20 protein-coding genes are annotated in these 20,089 nt (G+C 49.1%); 16 read left to right on the top strand and 4 right to left on the bottom strand.

The genetic code is table 11. The features are described 5' to 3' along the window. Positions 1-6: 6 nt before the first annotated feature. Complete coding sequence (gene speB / locus EZJ49_RS14285; RefSeq protein ID WP_262552885.1) at positions 7-939, bottom strand: agmatinase; 933 nt, start codon at positions 937-939, stop codon at positions 7-9. A gap of 120 nt (positions 940-1,059) precedes the next feature. Here speB and EZJ49_RS14280 point away from each other — a divergent pair, with 120 nt between their 5' ends. The 4 genes from EZJ49_RS14280 to EZJ49_RS14265 all read left to right on the top strand — a co-directional run bounded on the left by EZJ49_RS14280 (position 1,060) and on the right by EZJ49_RS14265 (position 4,915). Next, on the top strand, positions 1,060-2,043 hold the full coding sequence (locus tag EZJ49_RS14280) for an A/G-specific adenine glycosylase (RefSeq protein WP_262552884.1): 984 nt from the start codon (positions 1,060-1,062) through the stop codon (positions 2,041-2,043). Beyond that, positions 2,040-3,068 carry a TolB family protein gene (locus EZJ49_RS14275; RefSeq protein WP_262552882.1) on the top strand — a complete coding sequence of 343 codons (1,029 nt, stop codon included), beginning with the start codon at positions 2,040-2,042 and terminating at the stop codon, positions 3,066-3,068. Before EZJ49_RS14280 ends, EZJ49_RS14275 begins: the two co-directional genes overlap by 4 nt. Continuing rightward, positions 3,065-3,661: a hypothetical protein gene (locus tag EZJ49_RS14270; RefSeq protein ID WP_262552881.1), complete on the top strand. Its 597-nt coding sequence runs from the start codon at positions 3,065-3,067 to the stop codon at positions 3,659-3,661. Before EZJ49_RS14275 ends, EZJ49_RS14270 begins: the two co-directional genes overlap by 4 nt. Before the next feature lie 132 nt (positions 3,662-3,793). Further along, complete coding sequence (locus EZJ49_RS14265; protein ID WP_262552880.1) at positions 3,794-4,915, top strand: hypothetical protein; 1,122 nt, start codon at positions 3,794-3,796, stop codon at positions 4,913-4,915. A 35-nt stretch (positions 4,916-4,950) separates the two neighbouring features. On the opposite strand, the gene hemB is transcribed toward EZJ49_RS14265, so the two are convergent. Further along, positions 4,951-5,937 carry a porphobilinogen synthase gene (gene hemB, locus EZJ49_RS14260; protein WP_262552879.1) on the bottom strand — a complete coding sequence of 329 codons (987 nt, stop codon included), beginning with the start codon at positions 5,935-5,937 and terminating at the stop codon, positions 4,951-4,953. Between the two features lie 123 nt (positions 5,938-6,060). Between hemB and EZJ49_RS14255 the strand changes: the two genes are divergently transcribed. The 9 genes from EZJ49_RS14255 to hemH are packed head-to-tail and all read left to right on the top strand — an operon-like array spanning position 6,061 to position 15,878. Further along, positions 6,061-6,972: a hypothetical protein gene (locus tag EZJ49_RS14255; protein ID WP_262552878.1), complete on the top strand. Its 912-nt coding sequence runs from the start codon at positions 6,061-6,063 to the stop codon at positions 6,970-6,972. Further along, positions 6,963-8,471 (top strand): hydroxymethylbilane synthase, encoded by a 1,509-nt coding sequence (hemC, locus tag EZJ49_RS14250; RefSeq protein WP_262552877.1) that lies wholly within the window; start codon positions 6,963-6,965, stop codon positions 8,469-8,471. The genes EZJ49_RS14255 and hemC overlap by 10 nt, the downstream gene beginning before the upstream one ends. After that, positions 8,459-9,739, top strand: a complete 1,281-nt coding sequence (gene hemL / locus EZJ49_RS14245; protein WP_262552876.1) for a glutamate-1-semialdehyde 2,1-aminomutase — start codon at positions 8,459-8,461, stop codon at positions 9,737-9,739. The genes hemC and hemL overlap by 13 nt, the downstream gene beginning before the upstream one ends. 1 nt (position 9,740) lies before the next feature. Further along, a complete protein-coding gene (locus EZJ49_RS14240) occupies positions 9,741-10,616 on the top strand; it encodes a sensor histidine kinase (RefSeq protein WP_262552875.1) in 876 nt (291 codons plus the stop codon). Then, entirely contained in the window at positions 10,613-11,287 is a 675-nt protein-coding gene (locus tag EZJ49_RS14235; RefSeq protein WP_262552874.1) for a response regulator transcription factor, read from the top strand. The genes EZJ49_RS14240 and EZJ49_RS14235 overlap by 4 nt, the downstream gene beginning before the upstream one ends. Beyond that, positions 11,284-12,303 carry a uroporphyrinogen decarboxylase family protein gene (locus EZJ49_RS14230; protein ID WP_262552873.1) on the top strand — a complete coding sequence of 340 codons (1,020 nt, stop codon included), beginning with the start codon at positions 11,284-11,286 and terminating at the stop codon, positions 12,301-12,303. The genes EZJ49_RS14235 and EZJ49_RS14230 overlap by 4 nt, the downstream gene beginning before the upstream one ends. Beyond that, positions 12,300-13,649 carry an oxygen-independent coproporphyrinogen III oxidase gene (gene hemN, locus EZJ49_RS14225; RefSeq protein WP_262552872.1) on the top strand — a complete coding sequence of 450 codons (1,350 nt, stop codon included), beginning with the start codon at positions 12,300-12,302 and terminating at the stop codon, positions 13,647-13,649. The genes EZJ49_RS14230 and hemN overlap by 4 nt, the downstream gene beginning before the upstream one ends. Further along, on the top strand, positions 13,646-14,863 hold the full coding sequence (locus EZJ49_RS14220) for a protoporphyrinogen/coproporphyrinogen oxidase (RefSeq protein WP_262552871.1): 1,218 nt from the start codon (positions 13,646-13,648) through the stop codon (positions 14,861-14,863). The genes hemN and EZJ49_RS14220 overlap by 4 nt, the downstream gene beginning before the upstream one ends. Then, a complete protein-coding gene (gene hemH, locus EZJ49_RS14215) occupies positions 14,856-15,878 on the top strand; it encodes a ferrochelatase (RefSeq protein ID WP_262552870.1) in 1,023 nt (340 codons plus the stop codon). The genes EZJ49_RS14220 and hemH overlap by 8 nt, the downstream gene beginning before the upstream one ends. Here hemH and EZJ49_RS14210 read toward each other — a convergent pair. Then, positions 15,875-16,555, bottom strand: a complete 681-nt coding sequence (locus tag EZJ49_RS14210; protein WP_262552869.1) for an LrgB family protein — start codon at positions 16,553-16,555, stop codon at positions 15,875-15,877. The genes hemH and EZJ49_RS14210 overlap by 4 nt on opposite strands. Then, the gene (locus tag EZJ49_RS14205; protein ID WP_262552868.1) at positions 16,552-16,914 is read right to left on the bottom strand and encodes a CidA/LrgA family protein; all 363 of its coding nucleotides are present in this window, start codon (positions 16,912-16,914) and stop codon (positions 16,552-16,554) included. Before EZJ49_RS14205 ends, EZJ49_RS14210 begins: the two co-directional genes overlap by 4 nt. A gap of 99 nt (positions 16,915-17,013) precedes the next feature. Between EZJ49_RS14205 and EZJ49_RS14200 the strand changes: the two genes are divergently transcribed. From EZJ49_RS14200 to EZJ49_RS14190, 3 genes are all read left to right on the top strand, one after another. After that, complete coding sequence (locus EZJ49_RS14200; protein ID WP_262552867.1) at positions 17,014-17,928, top strand: hypothetical protein; 915 nt, start codon at positions 17,014-17,016, stop codon at positions 17,926-17,928. 136 nt (positions 17,929-18,064) lie between these two features. Further along, positions 18,065-19,372 (top strand): D-alanyl-D-alanine carboxypeptidase, encoded by a 1,308-nt coding sequence (locus EZJ49_RS14195; protein ID WP_262552866.1) that lies wholly within the window; start codon positions 18,065-18,067, stop codon positions 19,370-19,372. A 12-nt stretch (positions 19,373-19,384) separates the two neighbouring features. Continuing rightward, positions 19,385-20,056: an ankyrin repeat domain-containing protein gene (locus EZJ49_RS14190; protein ID WP_262552865.1), complete on the top strand. Its 672-nt coding sequence runs from the start codon at positions 19,385-19,387 to the stop codon at positions 20,054-20,056. Positions 20,057-20,089 lie beyond the last annotated feature (33 nt).

Below are 20,089 nucleotides of genomic sequence, written 5' to 3'. Positions count from 1 at the left end.
GCCGTTTTACTTTTTGGGAAACAGGTGCAGCATTTCAAACAACGCATCCATCCCCGCCAGAGCTGTGATATCCGCATGATCAAACGGAGGTGAAATTTCCACCACATCCCCGCCCACCAGATTGGGAATTTTCAAAGCGCGGAAAATACGCTGCACTTCGTAGGTTGTCAGTCCACCCGGCACCGGAGTGCCTGTTCCCGGCGCACAGCTTGGGTCCAGATTGTCGATGTCATAGCTGATATAAGTCGGCGTTTCATCAAACGTTGGCAAGGTGCGCAGGAAATCATTCAAGGGTTGATTGCGAATTTCATCAACAGTGATCACCCGAATGCCGTGCTTGTTTACAAAATTCAAATCATCCCCGCCAGCCAACGGGCCACGAATACCAATCTGGGTCATTTTCTTTGGATCAACCAGGCCTTCTTCAACGGCGTGACGGGCAAAAGCCCCGTGATGATACTCCTGCCCCCAGGCTGCCGGATATGTATCCAGATGCGCATCGAAGTGAACAAAGGCCAATGGTTTGCCATATTTTTTGCGCAAAGCCCGCAAGACCGGAAGAGTTGTGGAATGATCCCCCCCCACAGCCAGGAAGCGTTTGTTATGACTTAAAACTTCACCGACAAACTTTTCAATGCGTTCGTAAGTCTGATGTTGATCAATGGGAACTGTCGGGCAGTCACCAATGTCCGCCACCTTCAGATTTTCAAAAAAGTTTTCCATACGGGTCATGTGGAAGCCACGGCCCAAACTGGAAACATCACGCACCTTCGCCGGGGCAAAGCGCCCGCCCGGACGGTAAGAAACCCCACCATCGTAAGGAATGCCAAAAATACCGACCTCATAGTCAGCATCCACAGAAACATAAGGCAATCTGAAGAAAGTTTTAATTGCAGAGAAACGCGGGAACTCGCGCCCGCTGAGAGGTTTGTATTCCATAGTGAACTCCTCACTCGTAAGTAGGCCTATCCTACTCCTCTAGCGGGTCTTGGGCAATGACGCTCCCCCGTTTTAGGGCCAGCATTGACTCTGCTGTGGGCCGCCGACTAGATTACGCGCATGACGGCCCAATACGATTATAAGAATGACCACAAGCAACTGGTACAATGGTATAAAAAGAATCAGCGCCCCCTGCCTTGGCGTGAAAATAAAAACCCCTATCGTATCTGGCTTTCAGAAGTCATGTTGCAACAAACCACTGTCGTGGCCGTCATTCCCTATTTTGAGAAATTTCTGAAAACCTTTCCAACCGTTCATGATCTGGCAAAAGCCCCTGAAAACGAAGTTCTGGAAGCCTGGGCCGGATTGGGATATTACTCCCGCGCCCGCAATCTGCACAAAGCCGCCAAGGCTTTGTCTGAAAATGGTTTTCCGCAAACTGCGGCCGAACTTTTAGAGCTTCCCGGATTTGGTCCCTATACTTCGCGCGCTGTTGCCAGCATTGCCTTTGCTGAAAAAGTGGGTGTTTTGGATGGCAATGTCATCCGTGTGCTGTCCCGACGTTACGGGCTGAAGCTGGAATGGTGGAATGGCAAAGGTCGCGATCAGTTGCAAAAAATCTCAGACCAGTTGTCTTTGCTGGGGCAGGCCGATCTGGTGAATCAGGGTTTGATGGAACTTGGGGCCACTGTCTGCACTCCTCAGAAAGTCACTTGCATGCTGTGTCCCTGGGCCGCGACGTGCGTGTCCCGCGAAAAAAATCTGGTGGACAAATTGCCACTAAAAAAACCACGCAAAGAGTCCGAGGTCTGGGTCTGGAAACCTCTTGTCGCGATCAAAGACCATAAGGTGGCTTTGGTACAAAATGACTATGCTCCTTTTCTGAAGGGCCAGATGATTTTCCCCGGCGAAATCAGCATGGAAAAAAACAAGCCCAAAGCCTATGATGCCAAACACAACATTACCCATCATGATATCTTTATTCAAATCACTCAAAAGAAGTCTCTGGCAGGTAAGAATCTGCAGTGGGTGAATTTGAAAGAACTGAAGAAGGTGAACCCTTCTTCGCTACTCCAGAAAGTGTTACACAAGGTAGAGATATGAAGTTGTGGTTCAGTCAGGCGATCGGGGTTCTTTGTTTTCTTTCTGTGGGCTGTTCCCACCTTAGCGTGACCAAAGATGTTCTGACTCCGGATTACCTGCTGGCCAAGGGTTCCAAACAAATCACGTTTCTGGGCGACAACAATCATCCGCGTTTTTCCGGTGATGGCACCAAACTGCTTTACAGCAGCCGCAATCGCAACAGTCACAAAGGCTCGCAGATCTATGAAATGGATCTGGGTAAAAACAAAGAACGCCGAATCACTTTTTCTGACGGTGATGCCTTTGATGCGATCTATATCAGTCCGGCAGAGATTCTTTATTCCTCCACCACTGATGAAATCAAAGAAAGCCCTTTGCTGAACAAAAATTTCGACAGGGAAATCCCCCCGGCTGATTTGTATATGAGCGATCTGTACGGCACACAGATTCTGCGTCTGACCCAACAGCCCGGATACGATGGACAAAGTAACTTCCTCTCCCATCTCAACAAGCCTGCTATCCTGTTCACCTCCCGCCGTGGCGGACTGACCGGGATTTACCGTCTGGATATGAAAAACCTGCCGGTCAGTTTGATCTCCGCAGAAAAGGACAAGGAAAAGCGCTTTCCCTCTTTGACTCCGGATATGAAGCAGGCAGCCTGGGTGGAAAGGAATCTGAAAACCGGTGATGACAGCCTGGTGCTTTTCAAGCTGAAAGAAAAAATCCCGGTGGTCCTTAAAACCAACGAGGGCGAATACCGCGATCTGTTTTTCGCTCCACGGCCTCCCCTGCGCCTTTTTTACAGCATCGTGCGCAAAGGGGAAAAGCAAAGCCAGTTGGAAGTTTACAACATCGAAAAGCACTGCACGCAGGTTGTATTCAAAGGAAATGACTCTTTAGCGGCTCCGGCCGTGTCCGATGAGTCCACCGAGCGTCTGGCCTTTACGCGTAATTTTCAGGATAAGAAACAAATTTACATTGTGACTTTGCCATCTGATTTAGGCCCTTGCTTGGAACCCGCTGCTCAAGATACCATCAAAGAGTGAAGAAACTCTGGGTTTTCCTTATTCTAGCTCCAATCACTGCTTTAGCGGCGCCTTATCCGGCGACCAGCTCTTCAGCTTTGACCAATCCGGAAAAGGGGCTCTACTTCCTGCACAAGGGATTCACGCTAAAAACTGAAGGCACCTCCTGGGTACCGCAGGCCAGCTCTGAACAAAGTATTCTGGATACCGTTCGCTTTGCCGCCAAAGACAACGGCAAAGGTGTCTTAAGCATTCGCACGGACAAGATTGCGAAGAATGCCTCTTTGGATCTTTACACTCGCAAATGGATGCGTGATTACCCGAACTATGGTTTCGAGGTGATTTCCGCCAAGAACTTTGAATTAAATGGCAGCCCGGCTCTGGTTGTCGATATGCTTTCCCGCGCAAAGAACAAACAAATCCGTCAGGTGATTTTAAAACATGAAGACCGCGTGGCTGTGATGACTTGTCTGGATGATAAGGCCACTTTCAGCGAGTCCTTGAAAAGCTGCAATCAGATCATGAAGTCCTTTGCCTGGGCGAAAGAGGACACCAAAAAGACCTCTCAATCCGCCCCAACGCCAAGTGCTCCGCCCCCTACTCAGAAGCAATAGTTTTCAAAAAACCCAGTTGTTCCGCATTGTTCCGCGAGTTTTGGCATGCAAAAAGGTGAATCTTCGGGAGCCTGTCTTGTGAAAACATGAGTTGTGCTTTAACTCTAGCTTCAACAAACACAAGGCGGTCTTATGAAGCTCTGGAGTTCCTTGGTCCTCGCGACGACTCTGTCCCTTTCCTCTCTGGCTCTGGCCGATGATTTCTGGGTTTATCAAGACTTCTATAAAGAGGAAGCGCCGGACATGTTCAGTGCTTCAGCCCGCTATGCCCATGTTCTGGCCAAGCCCGATCAACTGGGTGGTGTGATTCGCATTCATTTTGAAGACGGCCGCGACGTTCCCCACATGTTCAGACAATTCCTGCCTGGAGAAAACTTTGATCGCCCGCGTGGCATCAGTGTCTATCTGGCGGTGACCAATGATTACAATGTTCTAAATCCAGTCGCGGTGGGAGCTGACACCGATGATCACGGTTACACTCATGGTGCAAAAATCTCTATCGGTGGTTTCCTGCCCAGTGGACATTATCTGACATTTGATTACAGCACGGATCTTTTCACCAAACCCGTGGACGGCACCACAAGACAGCTTGCAGATGGCGGCCGTCACATGGATCAGTACTTCACCAATGAAACGGTCCTGAAGTTTGTTCTGGATAACATCGACAATGCCCGCTCACAAACTTTTTACTGGAAAGCTGAAGCTGGATGGCAGCAGTTGAAATCTGATTCACGTGGAGGTTTCTTCCACGGGGCCACCCATCAGGAAAAGTTCCATGAGTTGGTCAACAACATGAAACCCGGTCAGACCAAAACACCACACAACATCAGCGATGGCGAGAAAACTCGTGATGGCTTCATTCTTGGTGTGTATCTGGGAATTGCGAAAGAATATGTTAATGCACGTAATACCTGCCGTGCCCGCGCGTTCTCGGAGCTGGGTTCCCGTGGCAGCACCATTGATGGAGCCAGCTTCGTCGCGGCGAATGTCGGAGGTGTCCTTTGGTGTCAGAAAGGCCCGCGCACGCTGACTTACCGGGCGGAATTGGGTCACGAATCCAAAGGTCATCAAAATGGTTATCAGGGCACGGGTTATGCTGATTTCTCGACTGGAAAAGGCAACTGGCGCATTGGTTTCCGCATTGAACAAAGCCATGGAAACCTGATCAACTATGTGAACTATAACAATAAAAATTACGACAACGGTAAGATCGACACGATCTTCATGATCTACTACCGTCATTCCTTCCAATAAAAAAAAGGGAGTCTTTTAGACTCCCTTTTTTATTTCTAGTTCTGATTCTTTCTAAGCCACTCGGCCATCGGCAGGGCAAAGTATGTGAAGATCACGTCCGCACCTGCTCTGCGGATGGAATAAAGTGTTTCCACCATGCCGCGGGTTTCATCCATAATCCCAGCTTTGTGGCCGGCCTTGATCAAGCTGTATTCACCGCTGACATTGTAAGCCGCCACAGGCAGATGCGTGTGCGCTTTGACTTTCGCAATCACATCCAGATAGCTTAAAGCAGGTTTCACCATCACCATGTCAGCGCCTTCGGCGACATCCAGATCAATCTCGCGAAGAGCTTCACGGGTGTTGCGATAATCCATTTGGTAAGTTTTTTTATCCCCGAATTTCGGTGCCGAATCCAAAGCATCACGGAACGGACCATAGAAGCAGGACGCATATTTCACAGAATATGAAAGAATGCCGGTGTTGATAAAGCCTTCGTTGTCCAAAGCCTCACGAATCGCTCCCACGCGACCGTCCATCATATCGGAAGGGGACACGATGTCCGCTCCGGCGCGCGCGTGAACCACCGATATCTTCGCCAGCAGCTCCACCGTTTCGTCATTCAGGATTTTGCCATTTTCCACAACACCATCATGACCATCGGAAGAATACGGGTCCAAAGCCACGTCTGTGATCAGAGTCACATCCGGGAATTTGTCGCGAATCATTTTGAGAGTCGTTGGTACCAAACCGTTCGGATTTAAAGATTCTGTTCCGTACTTGTCCTTCTGTGTTTCAGGTAAAGCCGGGAACAGATCAAAGGTCTTAACTCCAAGATCCACTGCTTTGGATACTTCTTTCAAAATCATGTCGGGACTCAGTCGGAAAATACCCGGCATTGTTTTAATCTCTTGCTGTTCACCCTTTCCATCGACTAGAAAGAGCGGCAAAACAAGCTGGGAAACCCTTAAATCGGTTTCAGCCACCATTTGGCGCAAGGCTTCAGTATTACGATTTCGTCTCGGTCTTTGAGTGAGCTTCATATATGGCCTCCACCCTGGGGTCTTATATTGAGTCATTGCCTAATTTTTAGGCTTCATTTCCGCAGGGTCCATGACATTTCGATGACACTTTAATGAAAGGTTAGTGATAAACCTATCCTACACATGGAAGATATACTTCTCGTTCACAGAAAATCCAATAGAAACTTCGCAGAAGGTTTTTCGGCCTCACTTCAAGACGCCGCAATCTTCAAGACCTGCCTGCGCAAGATTTTGTTCTGCACCGAAATGGAGCTGAACAACTATACGGATATTATTGAACCGGAAGACACCATTCTTCGTGGCGAAACAGCTTTAAGTCTTTTGCTGGAGATTCTGTGCGGCCTTCATTCTCCGATCATTGGTGAAACGGAAGTGTTTGGTCAGTTCAAACTCTTCGTAGAATCCCGCAAACAGGCTCAGGACCCTCTCTTCGGTGATCACCAGAAATGGTTGAACTTTGTCATGGCCGAAGTGAAAAAGACCCGCTCTCAGCATTTGGTGGGCCTGGGCTCCCAAAGCTATGGCAGTCTTTTGCGTCGCTACACCAAGGATATGGACTCTGTGACCATCTGCGGTTCCGGGCATCTGGCTCAGGAAATCCTACCGTGGCTGGCATTGAAAAAGTCCGTTCAGGTAATCTGCCGTGACCCTGCAAAAATGCAGGCCTTTGCCGAGAAATACGACAATCTGACTCTTTCCACTTACAATGATGCTTTTATTCACGGCGAAGCTTTGGTGATTGCTGCACCTCTTACTGATGAGCGCATTGTGGAGCTGATGAACAAACAAGACACCCGTCCGACAGCGGTCTATGATCTGCGCGGCGAGGACAATGCTCTTGCCAATATCGTGGCAACACAATTCCCTCATGTGGATTTCATGGGTCTTCACAAGTTCTTTGCGGAGATCGAGGAAACCAAGAAAGACACAACAACAAAACTGGAGGCCCTTAAAGCCGCTCTGTTAGAGCGTGCATTGGCCTTCACACAAAGGACAGAGCTTCGCCCACTTGGTTGGGACGACATATGCGCTTAAGAATTTCCGCAAGGAAAAGTGATCTGGCCCGTCTTCAGGCCTACATGGTCGGAGACGCTCTTAAAGAAAAAAATCCTGAAATAGAAATCGAATATCGTTTCCGCGAATCTCTGGGGGATAAAAACCTGACAGATCCTTTGTGGAAAATTCCGGAAAAAGGTGTGTTCACCGAAGACTTCTTCGGCGAACTTCTGCGCGGTGAAACCGATTTGGTGGTGCATTCCTGGAAAGACCTTCCGACTGAACACAAATCTGAAACCGTGATTGCGGCGACTTTACCGCGCGCCGATCAGCGTGATCTGCTGCTGGTGAAAAAGTCCCATTTTGACAAAATCAAAAGCAGCAAGACCTTGAATGTTTTCAGCTCTTCTCCGCGCCGTGAACACAATCTGACGGGTTTCTTCAAGGAACATCTGCCATTCGGTCTTGAGCACGTCAAATTTGAAAGTGTGCGCGGCAATATGCTGACTCGCGTGCGCAAGCTGATTGAATCCCCGGAAACCGACGGCCTGATCGTTGCCAAAGCGGCTTTTGATCGCCTGTTCAGCGCCTCTTTGCCCGAATTTATGGAAGGACAACAGCAATTGCGCCAATACTTCCAGGAATTGAACTGGGTGGTGCTGCCTTTATCCGTGAATCCAAATGCGGCGGCTCAAGGCGCTTTGGCTGTGGAGGTTTTAAAAACCCGCACAGATCTGCTGGAAGTTCTAAACACCATTCATGATCCAGAGACTTTTCACTGTGCCCAGAAAGAACGTGATGTGCTTTCCAGTTTCGGTGGCGGTTGCCATCAGAAAATTGGCATCGCTGTGCTTTCCCGTCCCTATGGTCGCATCACGATCCTTAAAGGACAGACCGATGGCGGCCAGATTCTTGACAAAAAAGAGCTGGAACAAAAGAACCCCGCGCCACAATTTGTTGCGGACGAACTGTGGTCTTCAGACGTCACAGCCGAGCGCGAAGCCCTTAAAACCTATCAGATTCCAACTGGCACCAAAGGCCTTTATGTCGCTCGCAGCGAAGCTTGGCCTGCCGACCTGAAATGGTCGGATTTTGTCTGGACCGCCGGTCTAAAAACGTGGAAAAACCTTTCTCAAAAAGGTATATGGGTGCACGGATGTGCGGAAAGCCTGGGAGAACAGGAAGAAGCCCGCTTGGATATTCTGGCGGGTGAAAAACTGACCTGGGCCAAGTTGAGCCACGAAGAAGGTTATGATTCTGCGCAAGCAAACATGACCCTGGTTCCGACTTACACATTGAAAGCGCAACAGAACAAAAACTCTTTGCAAGGCAAGAAGTTCTTCTTCTGGAGCAGTGGCAGTCAGTTCCTGAAAGCTGCGGAGGAGAATCCCGAGATTCTGTCCCAGCACCACGCTTCAGGGCCGGGCAACAGCCATCAGGTGATCCGCGCTTATTTGGAAAATAAAAAATCATATGATCCGAAGAACTTGCATGTGTTCTTGGATCAGGAAGACTGGAGAAAACAATGCACAAAGTAACATCGGAAGAATTATTCCAACGCGCTCTGAAAGTCGCTCCTGGTGGCGTTCACTCTCCGGTTCGCTCTTTCAAAGGTTTGGACCGTGCGCCGGTGTTCTTCACCCAAGCTGAAGGTGCTTTCCTGACTTCTGTTGAAAATAAAAAATACATCGACTTCTGCCAAAGCTTTGGCCCATTGATTCTGGGCCACCTGGATGCCGAGGTGAAAGAGGAAGTTCACCGCATGGTGGACACCGCCTGGACCTTCGGGGCGGCGGAAGTTTATTCTTTGGAACTGGCCGAATGGATCACCAGCACTTTGCCATTCATGGAAAAGCTACGCTTTGTTTCCTCCGGCACTGAAGCCGTGATGAGCGCCCTGCGTGTGGCTCGTGCAGCTACAGGCCGCAATAAGATTTTGAAATTTGAAGGTTGCTACCACGGTCACGTGGACAACCTGCTGGTAAAAGCTGGTAGCGGCTTGGCTGGCACAGCGGCCTCTTCCAGCGCAGGTATCCCGGCAGAAGTGGCCGCTCACACTGTGGTGGCGCCGTTGGATGATGAAGCAAAATTGGCGGAAGTATTTGCCGCTCAAGGTAAAGACATTGCGGCTGTGATTATCGAACCACTTCCTGCAAACTATGGACTGTTGGTGCAACGTCCGGAGTTTTTACGCAAAGTCGCTGAATTGTGCGAGAAAAATGGCAGCTTGTTGATCTTTGACGAAGTGATCTCGGGCTTCCGTGTGGGCTTGGGTGGCATGGTGGAAAAAACCGGCATCCGTCCTGACCTGGTGACTTACGGTAAAATCATCGGCGGCGGATTCCCTGTGGGTTGCTACGGTGGTAAAGCGGAATTGATGAACATGGTCGCTCCAAGTGGTGATGTTTATCAGGCTGGAACATTAAGTGCGAATCCGATTGGTATGCGCGCAGGTCTGACAACGCTTAAAAAAATGCAGCGTCTGGATGGCTGGAATGTTCTTGAAAAAAGAACTGCAAAGTTTGCACAAACTTTGAAAGCCGGCTTTGCGAAAAAAGGTTTGAATCTGGAAGTCAGCCAAGTGGCTTCTTTGTTCTGGATTCACGGCCAGACGCCAGCGCCGATCCGCTCTATTGATCAGATCCCGCAAAATCAGGGTGGTACATTCAAGAATTTGTTCCTGAAGTCTTTGAATAACGGTGTTTACCTGGCTCCGAATGCGTATGAAGTGGGTTTTGTGTCCATGGCGCATTCTGAAGAACTTCTGGACCAAGCGGCGCAAATCATTATTGAGGCGGCAGAGTAATATGACCAAATCCTTCATCAAACCTCATATCAAGACGGCATTGGCGATCATCTGGTTCGCCTTTACGTTCTCGCTTGTGGGTTGGTGGTGGGTTTACTTCCTGATGAAGCTTAGCCCGGACAACGCTTCCATTGAGCAAATGAAAGTGTCCCATCGCATGTTTGCATGGGAGGGCTCTATCCTTCTGGCAGCGATTCTGTTTGGCGGTATCGCACTGGTGATCTTCACCTATCGCGATCAAAAGCGCCACCAGCGTCTGCGCTTCTTCTTCTCGACCTTCAGTCATGATATCAAAACCTCCATTGCGCGTTTGCGCTTGCAGGCCGAGGTGTTGGAAGAGGATCTGAACACCAACTCACACCCTGTAATGAAGCGTCTGATTCAGGACATTCAGCGTCTGGATTTGCAGTTGGAAAATTCCCTGCTGCTGGCCAATCTGGAAGCCGGGACTCTTTTGAAAGAACAGGTGTCTTTAAGTGAACTGCTTTCCAGTCTGCGCAGTGAGTTTTCTGAACTTACTGTGGAGCTTGAGCGTGAAGCCAAAATTCTCGGCGACCGCCGTGCACTGCTAAGTGTTTTGCGCAACTTGCTGCAAAACTCGGTTCTGCATGGAAAGGCCACAACAGTAAAAATCAAAGTCCGTCCGCATGGCGAGGGCCGCATTGAGCTGACCTTGCAGGACAACGGACTGGGCTTTAAAGGTATTTTAAAAAAACTGGGTTCAGAAATTCTGATGTCTCAGGATGTTCGCAGCAACGGCATCGGGTTGCTATTGACCAAACGCCTTTTGGAAAAGATGAGGGGCGATATCTGGTTTGAATCCAAAGAAAACGAAGGCTTCACATCTCATATTGAGCTGGAAGGAACTTTGCCATGAGAAAAATCCTTTTGGTCGAAGACGACATTTCTTTGGGTGAAACCCTGAACGAGCGCCTGAAACGAGACTATGAGGTCGCATGGGCCAAGAATCTTTCGGAAGCTTGGTCTCTTTTTTCCAAAGCCAAGGATTTTGATCTGGCTATTCTGGATGTCGGTCTTCCTGATGGCAGCGGCTTTGAACTGGCGGCAAAGATCCGTCAGACCTCCCCGATGTTATTTTTATTTTTGACGGCTCAGGCGGATGCAGAATCCCGCTTAAAAGGTTTTGAACTGGGGGCAGAGGAATACATTCCCAAGCCTTTCCATCTGAAAGAGCTTTTGATCCGTGTGAAACACGTTCTGGATGCTCATGCACCGACGCGTGAATTGCAACTGGACACCTGCACCGTGAATTTCACACAGATGTCAGTCACCAAAAAAACCGGACAGATCGAATACCCGCCGGTGACTGATTTGAAGATCCTGCAACTTTTGATTGAAAAGTCACCCCGCGTGCTTAGCCGGGATGAAATTATGAATGAGATCTGGGGCGTTGATAAAAACCCCAGTCACCGAACTATCGACAACATTATTGTGCGCTTGCGCCAGCTTCTGGGCGACGACGGAGAAAAACACATTCGCTCCGTTCGCGGGGTTGGCTATCAGTGGTCCACAGAGGAGGCAACATGAATCCATTATTCCAAAACGCTCTTAAGAGAACTCCTCAGGCTGTTCCACCAATCTGGTTCATGCGTCAGGCCGGACGTTATCACAAACACTATCAGGGCATGCGCGCTAATCATTCTTTTGACGAGCTTTGCAAAAAGCCGGAATTGGCGGCGGAAGTTGCCCGTGGTCCTGTCGCAGAATTTGATTTCGACGTTTCCATTTTGTTCAGTGACATCCTGTTCCCGTTGGAAGCTTTGGGTATGGGCTTGGAATACACAGACCACGGCCCACGACTGGGCTTCCAACTAAATCCGACAACTATGAATAAACTGGGCGGCGTGGAAGAAGCTGTGAAGTTCATGCACTTCCAAAAAGAGGCTGTGCAAGCGACTCGCGCAGTGCTGCCTTCCAACAAAAGTTTGATTGGCTTTGTTGGCGGTCCTTGGACCTTGTTCGTTTATGCGGTGGAAGGTTCTCACGCCGGTTCTTTGATCAATTCCAAGCATCTGGCGCCGATGTTCCCGCAGTTCCTGGAAAAGATGTACCCGCTTTTGAAAGAAAATATCCGCCTGCAACTGGAAGGCGGCGTGGAAGTGGTGATGATCTTTGATACCGCAGCGGGCGAAGTGTCGCCTTTGTTCTTTAAAGAATGGATTCAGCCGGTCCTGACTCGCTTGTCGCAGGATTATCCGGGTAAGATTGGTTACTATTCCAAAGGCACACAGGCCGTATTCTTTGACGATGCTTTCCGCGCCCTTCCTTGGGCCGGTCAGGGCTTTGATCATCGTTGCTATATTCCGGAATGTTTCAATATTCAGAACAAAGGCTTCGTTCAGGGCAACTTCGATCAAAGTTTGTTATTTATGGAAGAAGGCGATTTCAAGAAGGCCGTTCAAACTTTCCTGAAACCCATGAAAGACATGAGTATCGAACAACGTGCGGGCTGGGTGTGTGGCCTGGGCCACGGTGTCCTGCCAAAAACCCCGGAAAAACATGTGAAGATGTTCGTGGATACTGTTCGTGAGGTGTTGTCATGATGAAAGATCTTTTAGCCAAGTACGATGTCCCAGCACCCCGTTACACCTCCTACCCGACAGTTCCTTACTGGGAAACCAATCCCACCACGGATCAGTGGGTGCAGCATCTGCGCGCCACTTTGAAAGAAGGCACTGGCGGCTGGTCCTTGTATTTGCATATTCCCTTCTGCGAAAGCCTTTGCACCTTCTGTGGTTGCAATAACATCATCACCAAAGACCACAAACGTGAAACACCGTATGTGGATATGGTGCTAAAAGAATGGCAACTGTATCTGGATCAGGTTCCAGAGCTTTTGGAAAAACCATTGAAGCACATCCACTTGGGTGGCGGAACCCCGACGTTCCTGTCTGCGGATGCTTTGACTCAATTATTGAAGCCTATTCTGTCCCGCGTGAAAATCGACGCGAAGGACTTTGAAGGCTCCATCGAGGTCGATCCTCGCAGAACCAATGCTGAACAATTGAAAGCTTTGCGTGAGCTGGGCTTCAATCGTGTCAGCATGGGTGTTCAGGACTTCAACCCGGAAGTTCAGCGTCTGGTGAATCGTATTCAACCTTTGGAAATCACCCAGAAGCTGACTCAGGAAGCCCGCGACATGGGCTACACTTCTGTGAACTTTGACTTGATTTATGGGCTGGCAAAACAAACTCCGGAATCCATCACGGAAACAGCAAAAGCGACCGTGGCTCTAAGACCGGACCGCATTGCTTTATACAGCTTTGCGCTGGTGCCGTGGATCAAACCTGCTCAACGTCTGTTTAAAGATGAAGATCTGCCGAAATCCGCTGAAAAGCGCGAGCTGTACGAAATCGCCCGCGGTATTTTGCTGGATGGCGGTTATGTGGAAGTGGGCATGGATCACTTTGCTCTTCCGACAGACAATCTGTGCATCGCCATGAACGAAAAGCGTTTGCACCGTAACTTTATGGGTTACACCGATCAGCGCACGGATGTGCTTTTGGGCATGGGGGTTTCTTCCATTTCTGAAACTCCGTACAGCTTCCATCAAAATGAAAAGGTTCTGCCTTTGTACGAAGCCGCTTTAAACGACGGGCGTCTGCCAACTTTGCGCGGTCACATTCTGACTGACGAAGACAAGGTCCGCCGTGAACAGATCCTGCAACTGATGACAAACTTCGAGGTGTCATTCATCAATGCAGAACAGGAAAGCAAATCCCAGGAGTTCTTGGCGGAAATGATCAAAGATGCTCTGGTGGAAGTCAAAGATCACAAACTGGTTGTTAAAGAGGAGGGGCGTCCCTTCCTGCGCAACGCCTGTGTCTTTTTCGATGAACGCTTGAAAAGCAAACAACCTCAGACGAAAATTTTCTCTCAATCCATATGAGAACAGTGCACGTAATCGGTGCGGGCTTTGCGGGACTGACAGTTTCGCTGAGGCTTGCCCAAAAAGGCTTTCAAGTTGAACTCTATGAAACCGGAAACCGGGTCGGTGGCCTATTGGGCACCGATCAAACCGAACACGGCATTGCGGAACGCGCAGCTAATGCCCTGATCCGCACGGAAAAAGCTGAGCAATTGTTTCAAGAACTGGGTATCACTCCCAGCCTGCCCTTGGATTCATCCAAAAAAAGATTTCTGTTTCGGGGCATACCCAAAGCATGGCCTTTGAGTTTCATGGAAACGGTTGTGACCATTGCCCGCGTGGTTCCACAAATTCTGCTTCGGGGAAAAAAAGGCTTCAAACCCCAAGCCGGAGAAACCCTGCAAACCTGGGGCGAGCGTCATTTGGGAAAAATTCCGACTCGTTTTATTTTGGGGCCCGCCATGCAGGGAATCTATGGCAATGAGATCACCAATCTTAGTGCCAGCCTGATTCTGGGACCGATTTTTTCCCAGACAAAAAAAGGGAAATACAAAGGCTTACTGACAGGTCCCGGCGGAATGCAGGATCTGGTGAATCATCTGGAACAACGTCTTCATGAATTGGGCGTAAAAATTCATCTGAATGCCCAAATAAAACTGGAAGATCTGCAAGGCCCTGTCGTGGTGGCCACTTCTGCTAAAGCCGCTGCCGAACTGACCCGGGTTCGTTATCCCAGCATTGCTCAAGTTCTTTCGCGTATTCAAATGTCCTCTTTGATGAGTGTGACCTTGTTCTTTGCCAAAGCTCAGGACAAGTTCAAAGGTTTTGGCTGTCTGATCCCACGAGGATTTGATCTGAAAGCCCTGGGAGTTCTGATGAATTCCTATATCTTTAAAGACCGTGACAAAACCTACAATGAAACGTGGATTTTGGGCGGGTCCAAGGAAGAACAACTTCTGGATCTGAGCGATACGGAATTATTGAAACTGATTGCCGAAGAACGCTTCCGTATTCTGGGGCAAAAAGACAGCTTGTTGGATTATCGTATCAACCGTTGGAAGAAGGCCCTTCCCTATTACAATCTGCAACTGGAAGAATCCCTGGCCGACCTTCAAGAGGTGGAGCTTCCCAAAGATCTGCACCTGCACGGGAATTATCTGAGCGGGATCGGACTAAGCAAAATTCTGGAACGCAGTGATCTCATTGCCGAAAAAATCGCGAGTCAACATGAGTAAAAAAGGTCTTTTACTGATCAATATCGGAAGTCCCCGTTCTTACGAGGTCGCGGATGTGAAGAAATACCTCACCGCCTTTTTAATGGATAAGGAAGTGATCAATCTTCCTTTTTTGTTGCGCTGGCCTTTGGTGAATCTGCTTATCGTGCCTCGCCGGGCGCCTTTTTCCGCTGAAAACTACAAAAAAGTCTGGATGGATGAGGGCTCTCCGATTGCCGTTTACACGCGCCGATTTTCTGATGAGCTAAAAAAATATCTGGGCGATGACTACGTCGTAAAAGTCGGTCTGCGCTACAGCGAACCTTCCGTGGAAACCGCTTTGCAGGAACTAGTCGATGCCAAGGTTGATGAAATCATCGTGGCCCCGATGTTCCCGCAGTATGCCGAAGCCACCAATGGCAGTTCCTTCAATCTGGTTGATGAGCTGGTGAAAGACCAAAACATTCAAATTCCTTTGCGTAAGCTGCCCGCATTCTTCGATCAGCCTGCTTTCATTGAGCCTTCCATCGAGATCGCCCGGGAATCCTTGCAGGATAAGAAAGTGGATCACTATCTGTTTTCTTTCCATGGACTGCCGGAAAGCCATATTCGCAAGATCGAAGGCTGTCTAGTCACAGAGGACTGTTGTTTTCAGAAGAATGCCTGTGCCAAGAACTGCTATCGCGCGCAGTGTTTTGCCACTGCCACCAAGATCGCAGAATCCCTGAATCTGCTACCCAGCCATTGGAGTGTTTCATTCCAATCCCGTCTGGGGCGTGCCGAATGGCTGAAGCCCGCCACAGATCACATTTTGGAAGTTCTGGCGCAGACAGGTAAAAAGAATATCGCTGTGATCTGCCCTTCTTTTGTCGCAGATTGCATCGAGACTTTGGAAGAAATCGGTATCGGCGGTCAAGAGACCTTCCATGAATTTGGCGGGGAAAACTATTATCTGGTCCCTTGTGTGAATGAAAATCCGCACTGGGTTCAGGGTTTTGCCAAACTGGTGCAAAACCTGCCGGCAAAGTCCCCTTAAGGAATAAAAGACAAAAGCAGCGGCACCAGAATGGCGGTCATCAAACCATTTAGCGCCATCGCAAGGCCGGCAAAAGCTCCAGCTATTTCTCCGATTTGAAAGGCTCGCACCGTCCCCAAACCATGGGCCGCAAGTCCCATGGCAAAACCTTTGACCACCGGGTCCTGCACACGCACCAGCTTCATCACAGTTGTCGCGATGATGGCTCCGGCAATTCCAGTGATCATCACAAACACCGTGGCTAAAGAGGGCGCACCTCCGATTTTTTCTGCAATACCCATGGCAATTGGGGTCGTCACCGACTTCGGCGTCAGAGCCAGCAAAACCTCATGCGGAAGCCCAAAAAGAACGCCAAAGAACACCGCGCTTAAAATCCCCACTGTTGAACCAATCACCAAGGCCACGGTCAGCGGAGCCAGAACTTTTTTTAACTTTTCCAACTGATTATACAAAGGCAGCGCCAACGAAACGGTCGCCGGTCCCAGCATAAAATGAATGGGACGCACTGACTGAAAATATTCCTTGTAGGGAATTTTACAAATCAGCAAAACCACCACAACTGCCAGCATGGTCAGAACAGGAGGACTCAACAACGGATGATCCTTCCCCCAGGAACTCAAGCGACGGGCAGCCAGATAAAATCCCAATGTCACGATCAGAGCGGCAAGTTCGATCATACCGGGTCTCCTTTAGAGCTGACCTTCATCAATTGATGGAAGATCAGCGCGGTCACTCCCAATGTAATCACAGTGCTCAGTAAAATAGTCACCACCATGGCCACGCCATAGCGCCCGAACAGATCAAAGTACTCTATGACCCCGACTCCGGCGGGAACAAAGAATAAAGCCAGATGCGCGGTGATGGATCGGCTGAGTGTTTCCACCTTGTCTTTCAATGCCGGCTTTAAAACCAAAGCGACAAAAAAGAACACCATGCCCAAAACCGGCCCCGGAATAAAAAGATTCAGGGCTGCCACCACGGCCTCACCCAGAAGCTGAAAGGAAAGTAGAATCAACAGAGCTAAAATCATAATCATCGCACTATATCACTATCTCATTCCGAGACAACTCCCGCCAGCCCCGGCCCGGTCTGCTATTTGCAATCTTAGGCCCTTATTAAGAGAGTGAGCCTGACTATGATTAAGATCGGAAAATCCCTGGCCTTCGCGGTTCTCAGTTTGACCTTTGCCACCAGTGCTCTGGCGGCTTCTGCCGAAGCCCTGCTGGCCCGGGATCTGCGCGCCGCCAAGATGCAATTCGGACAGGAACAACGCCTGTACCATTATTTCGATATTTACCGCGAAGAGGACAGCGCCACGCAGTCTTTGATGAACTCTCCAGCGGGAAGAAGAAAGATCATGCAGGACCGCATTTCTTATGCGACGGCCAAGTTCTGGACACCCGCCTCCGGCTCTAAGGGATTGTTTGCCGGAGAAGGCCTGTATTTGGCGATTGATCCCAGTATTTCTGAAAGCTATGGAAAGATGCTGATCGAATTCAAGGTCAAGCCCTCCACCTTCTACATCAATCTGGCCCGGGGGATTTACCTTCAGGCCGACACGGTCAAAGCTATCTATGACGAACATCACCTGACGGCCGATGCTGATTACGGAATACCTGATTCCATGCGTATTTCCGAGATGACCCTGAATATGATTCTGCAACCGGAAAACGCCCGTTTCCGCCTGCTGCTGCAAAAGACCCTGAAGGCAGAAAACATTATGATGGCCGAATACATCTGGCGCTCTGATCTGGATGCCGTCTGTGGCGAAGACTCCCTGCAAACCGCATTCGTCTATATTGGAACGGACCCCCAACTACCCGAGTTCAGTTCTGTGGAAATGGCCGATGTCAAACAGGCCTATCCTGCTGTCACTCTGACTGCTCCGGAAAAAACGGCCTCGCTGGAAGCGCAAAAGCTGATCAGCCTGATTCGTGTGAATCAGAACGCGGGGGCTTATGCTGAAAAGGTTCAAAACGCTCTATCTATATATAAGTCAGAGCAAAGCCTTCATCAGGCTTTAGGAGCCCTGCACGGGTGTTCCAAATAGCCCCCAAGGTGCCGACAAATTGGGGCACCTCCGTCAACGGGATGGACATCCCGCTTGATCCTGAGGTGGCTGAGCAAGGGTCTCATGTTGGTACGGATTGTGAAATAGCCCGAGTGTCTCAAAGGAGAGGTTGTTGATGTTTACAGGTCTAACCAAAAAAATACTGCACGTTTCTGTTGGTACACTCCTTATTAGCTCCGCGGCATCTGCCAAGGTCTATTTGAATTCGATGTGCCATATGGCCGCGAACTCAACTCAAGGCGTGGTTCAAGGTGACAAGAGCAAAGATGATAAATTCCCACTGGCATCGATTTCAAAAGTCGTAACCACCCTTTGGGCTATCGATCGTCTTGGGCCTGACTATCGCTATACAACCAAACTCCATATCACCCCGACTGCCAATGGCGCTGTGGATCTTCATATTGAAGGCAGCCGTGATCCGATCTTTGGTCGTAACCTCAGCTACTTCATGATTTCCGAACTGAACCGCATGAAGATCAAGAAAATTGAAAAGCTGACCTTTGATGAAAACTTCCTTCTGACCTGGAAGGCCGAGGAAAAACCTTTGATTGCCGGCACCACACCTAAATACGAAACTGTGGAAGAACAAACTTCTGTTGTTCGCAGCACGATCATCAATGCTCTGGGCACCGCCATTCACCCTCTTATGTATCAGACTTTGAAAAATAAAGCGGCTCGTATTGGTGTAAAAATGGAGGCTTTGCCAAGCCTGAGCATCCGTAACGTCGCTTATGTTCCGAAAGCCACCTTCAAAAAAGACGTTCAAACAAAAACTGTTCTTCTAAGATCCGCACCTCTGCGTTCCATTCTGAAAAGAATGAACAACCAGTCCAATAACTATCTTGCTGACACCATGTTCTGGAACCTGGGCGGCACAGAAAAGTTTGAACAATACGTAAAAACAACTCTGGCGGCCAGCGATGAAGACATCGTTTTCTATAACGGTTCCGGCAACAACGAAGGTTCCGTGGCCAAGCCGGTTTACAATGAAGCCACTTGCGAAATGATGGTGAAGGTTCTTTACCGTCTGGATAAAAATCTATCCTCTAAAGGTTATGATCTGAGTGATGTGATGGCAGTTGCCGGTAAAGATCGTGATTCCACTGTGAAAAACTACGGTGGCGTTATGTCCGCTTCCACAATTGCAAAAACAGGCAGCGTGAACAAAGCTAAAACTCTGGCGGGAAGCATTTCCACCAAGAACGGTGAAATCTACTTCGCAGTTCTTATGCACACGGATCAGGATAAAAGCCGTTCTGACTGGGGTGTGGCAAGTCAGCAGATCAAAAACAAAGTGGCTCAGTTGATCAACTCCAACGGTGGAGCAAAAAAGATCAGCTACACAGAGCAATTGCCTCTGCCATTTGACGCGAAATCTTACCTGGTAGCTGTCGCCGCACCAGCTGTGGCTGTAAAAAAATAGAGAAGGTGATTTATGAGCAAGAAATCCATGGTCCTGGCCGCACTGATCTTTTTCTTCGCAGGACTTCTTCACGGGACAGCCTTTGCCGGAACAGGCAAGGCTTCCGCAGCCCTGAATGAAGCTGCTGAACAAGGTGATCTTGCCAAAGTAAAATCCTTGCTGGCTAAAAACAAAATCGATCTCAATGCCCAGGACAACACCGGCATGACCCCTTTGATGATGGCGTCCATGGGTGGCAATCTGGATATCGTTAAATTTCTTCTTTCCAAAAAAGTGAAATTGGAACTTAAAAACAACGGCGGTGAAACCGCTTTGGCTTTTGCCGTTACCAACGACAACTATGAAGTGGCTCAGGCGTTGATCACAGCAGGTGCCAACGTAGATATTTCAGTGGCCGGCGATGAACAGGACACTTTGTTCATGAGAGCCGCTGCCAATGATAAAAAAACCGCTGAAATCATTCTGGGTAAAAACAAGGCACTTATCAACAAGACCAACAAACTTGGCGAAACAGCACTCTTCAGTGTCGCTCGTTATGGCACCCCGGAAGACATTCAGTTTTTGATCAAACATGGTGCAAACCTCAAACTGAAAAACTCCAAGGGTCAAAGTGCTTTGGATGCGGCAAAAGAAGCCAGCAACGCAGACACTACGGCTCTACTGGCTAAAAAGATTAAAAAATAATATTTAAAACAGATGAAAATAAAAAAGCCTGCT

The organism is Bdellovibrio bacteriovorus, assembly GCF_025558485.1.
GTDB lineage: Bacteria > Bdellovibrionota > Bdellovibrionia > Bdellovibrionales > Bdellovibrionaceae > Bdellovibrio > Bdellovibrio bacteriovorus_G.
This window is presented reverse-complemented; position numbering and strand designations above follow the sequence as displayed.

Excerpts from the sequence above, each read along its gene's own strand:
- EZJ49_RS14195 (WP_262552866.1), top strand. The coding sequence starts at position 18,065 with ATGTTTACAGGTCTAACCAAAAAAATACTGCACGTTTCTGTTGGTACA.
- EZJ49_RS14190 (WP_262552865.1), top strand. The coding sequence starts at position 19,385 with ATGAGCAAGAAATCCATGGTCCTGGCCGCACTGATCTTTTTCTTCGCA.
- EZJ49_RS14240 (WP_262552875.1), top strand. The coding sequence starts at position 9,741 with ATGACCAAATCCTTCATCAAACCTCATATCAAGACGGCATTGGCGATC.
- hemN (WP_262552872.1), top strand. The coding sequence starts at position 12,300 with ATGATGAAAGATCTTTTAGCCAAGTACGATGTCCCAGCACCCCGTTAC.
- EZJ49_RS14265 (WP_262552880.1), top strand. The coding sequence starts at position 3,794 with ATGAAGCTCTGGAGTTCCTTGGTCCTCGCGACGACTCTGTCCCTTTCC.
- hemL (WP_262552876.1), top strand. The coding sequence starts at position 8,459 with ATGCACAAAGTAACATCGGAAGAATTATTCCAACGCGCTCTGAAAGTC.
- hemB (WP_262552879.1), bottom strand. The coding sequence starts at position 5,937 with ATGAAGCTCACTCAAAGACCGAGACGAAATCGTAATACTGAAGCCTTG.
- EZJ49_RS14275 (WP_262552882.1), top strand. The coding sequence starts at position 2,040 with ATGAAGTTGTGGTTCAGTCAGGCGATCGGGGTTCTTTGTTTTCTTTCT.
- speB (WP_262552885.1), bottom strand. The coding sequence starts at position 939 with ATGGAATACAAACCTCTCAGCGGGCGCGAGTTCCCGCGTTTCTCTGCA.
- EZJ49_RS14255 (WP_262552878.1), top strand. The coding sequence starts at position 6,061 with ATGGAAGATATACTTCTCGTTCACAGAAAATCCAATAGAAACTTCGCA.
- EZJ49_RS14210 (WP_262552869.1), bottom strand. The coding sequence starts at position 16,555 with ATGATCGAACTTGCCGCTCTGATCGTGACATTGGGATTTTATCTGGCT.
- EZJ49_RS14200 (WP_262552867.1), top strand. The coding sequence starts at position 17,014 with ATGATTAAGATCGGAAAATCCCTGGCCTTCGCGGTTCTCAGTTTGACC.
- EZJ49_RS14220 (WP_262552871.1), top strand. The coding sequence starts at position 13,646 with ATGAGAACAGTGCACGTAATCGGTGCGGGCTTTGCGGGACTGACAGTT.
- EZJ49_RS14280 (WP_262552884.1), top strand. The coding sequence starts at position 1,060 with ATGACGGCCCAATACGATTATAAGAATGACCACAAGCAACTGGTACAA.
- hemC (WP_262552877.1), top strand. The coding sequence starts at position 6,963 with ATGCGCTTAAGAATTTCCGCAAGGAAAAGTGATCTGGCCCGTCTTCAG.
- EZJ49_RS14205 (WP_262552868.1), bottom strand. The coding sequence starts at position 16,914 with ATGATTATGATTTTAGCTCTGTTGATTCTACTTTCCTTTCAGCTTCTG.
- EZJ49_RS14230 (WP_262552873.1), top strand. The coding sequence starts at position 11,284 with ATGAATCCATTATTCCAAAACGCTCTTAAGAGAACTCCTCAGGCTGTT.
- EZJ49_RS14235 (WP_262552874.1), top strand. The coding sequence starts at position 10,613 with ATGAGAAAAATCCTTTTGGTCGAAGACGACATTTCTTTGGGTGAAACC.
- hemH (WP_262552870.1), top strand. The coding sequence starts at position 14,856 with ATGAGTAAAAAAGGTCTTTTACTGATCAATATCGGAAGTCCCCGTTCT.